The organism is Xanthovirga aplysinae (assembly GCF_009711365.1).
GTDB classification, from domain to species: Bacteria; Bacteroidota; Bacteroidia; order Cytophagales; family Cyclobacteriaceae; genus Xanthovirga; species Xanthovirga aplysinae.
Genome location: NZ_SMMB01000437.1, coordinates 1 through 1,618, shown reverse-complemented (window position 1 = coordinate 1,618; position 1,618 = coordinate 1). Strand labels below are relative to the sequence as shown.

1 protein-coding gene is annotated in these 1,618 nt (G+C 37.4%); it reads right to left on the bottom strand.

Translation table 11 applies throughout. The annotated features are described in order from the left end of the window. Window positions 1-232: 232 nt before the first annotated feature. Window positions 233-1,618, bottom strand: a 1,386-nt coding sequence (locus tag E1171_RS01635) for a SusD/RagB family nutrient-binding outer membrane lipoprotein (RefSeq protein WP_155203431.1), incomplete at its 5' end; no start/stop codon positions are given.

The following is a 1,618-nucleotide window of genomic DNA, read 5'->3' as shown; positions in this document are numbered from 1 at the left end:
AATACTATCAAAGATTTAATTAACTACACGAACCGGATGATGCTCAGAAATAAGCTCTTCCAAAGATGGAGGAAGTAACAACAACTGACCTGAATTATAGGACTTTAATATAACCTTTCCTTTTTGCTTTGACATAATCAAATTTACAAAAAAAAGGCTGCTCTTTTGAACAACCTTTTTCTATTTAGCAGACTTTTGATACAGCCTACTCTAATTATCAGTTAACTTTCCACTACTCAGCCTTCATAAACCAAGGCTCTTGGGTAAGGTTATTCGGAAATTCCAATACAGGAGTATTCTCCGCATTATACAGATATTCAGTTTGAGGATAAGGCAGACGAACAGGAATTTTACCACTCAACACACCATCAGAAACGGCAGTAATTGCAGGGAAACCTGTTCTTCTGTAATCCGTCCAAACTTCAATCTGAGAAAACAAAGCCACATATTTTTCATACATGATTTGCTCTAATGCTGTAGCTTCCTCCAATGTACCATTCTCTGCGATGTATGTATCAATAGCCTCTTGCTCAACACCAAAAGCTGTCATTGAAGCTGTAATCCCTGCCTGGAATGCTTCTTCTGCTTTCACTAAATCTCCTTTTCTTTGATAAGCTTCTGCTTCCAAAAACTTAGCTTCTCTATAAGTTACCAAAGGAAGATCAGAAGTAGATTGTCCAGATACAGGCATAGAAGCCATATCTTCTGATCTATATAATGAAACTCGTGGATCTGTTTTACCCTCCATTTCATCATACATATAACCAGACTGCATAATATAGCCCGCTCTATCTACCACAGTAAAACGATACCATGGGTTTGCTTGTGCCGGAGATACTTCAAATTTCCCCAAAGCATCATCAGCGTTACTAGCAATTCCCTTCTCCAAGGCCTCTAAAACGGTGTCGGCGTTATAAGAAGACTTTTTAGACAAATGTGTCATATACCTAGCTTTTAAGGTATAAGCCGTTTTGATCCAAGCTCCAATTTTTGCATCTTCTAATTCCCCAAAAATTAAATCATCAAAACCAACCTTAATTACACTTTCACCAGATAAGTCCGCAATGGCCTCATCCAATAAATTGAACATTAATGCGTAAATCGATTCTTGGGTATCATATTTAGGTGTAAGATTTTCCTGCCCAAGAAAAGCATCAGAATAAGGTATGTCACCAAAAGTTTCGGTTAGAATTCCTAAATTAATAACCGTTAATATTTTGGCAATTCCCTCATAATGCTTAGCCCCACTTTCAACAGCCTTTTCCCTTAATATCTTCAGGTCATTCAATGCTCCTGCATACCCATTAGTAGCCCAGATACCTTGTACATCTGAGCTTGCAAACTGATATCTATTAATGGCAAGAAATTGACGATCATTACCTAACATCTGTTGCATCATAATAGATGTATAACGTGCCAAATCATCTCCAGCTACATAGTAAGTAAAAGCCTCAGCACTGGTAAGCAAAACCCCCTCAGAAACATCCAACGGACGGGCAGGATCATCCTCATATCCTTCCAAAAATTTATCACCACAACCATTCATCGCAAAGATAGCGAGGAACAGCATTAGTAAACTTAATCTATTTTTCTTCATAATAATTTCTTTTAATTTTTT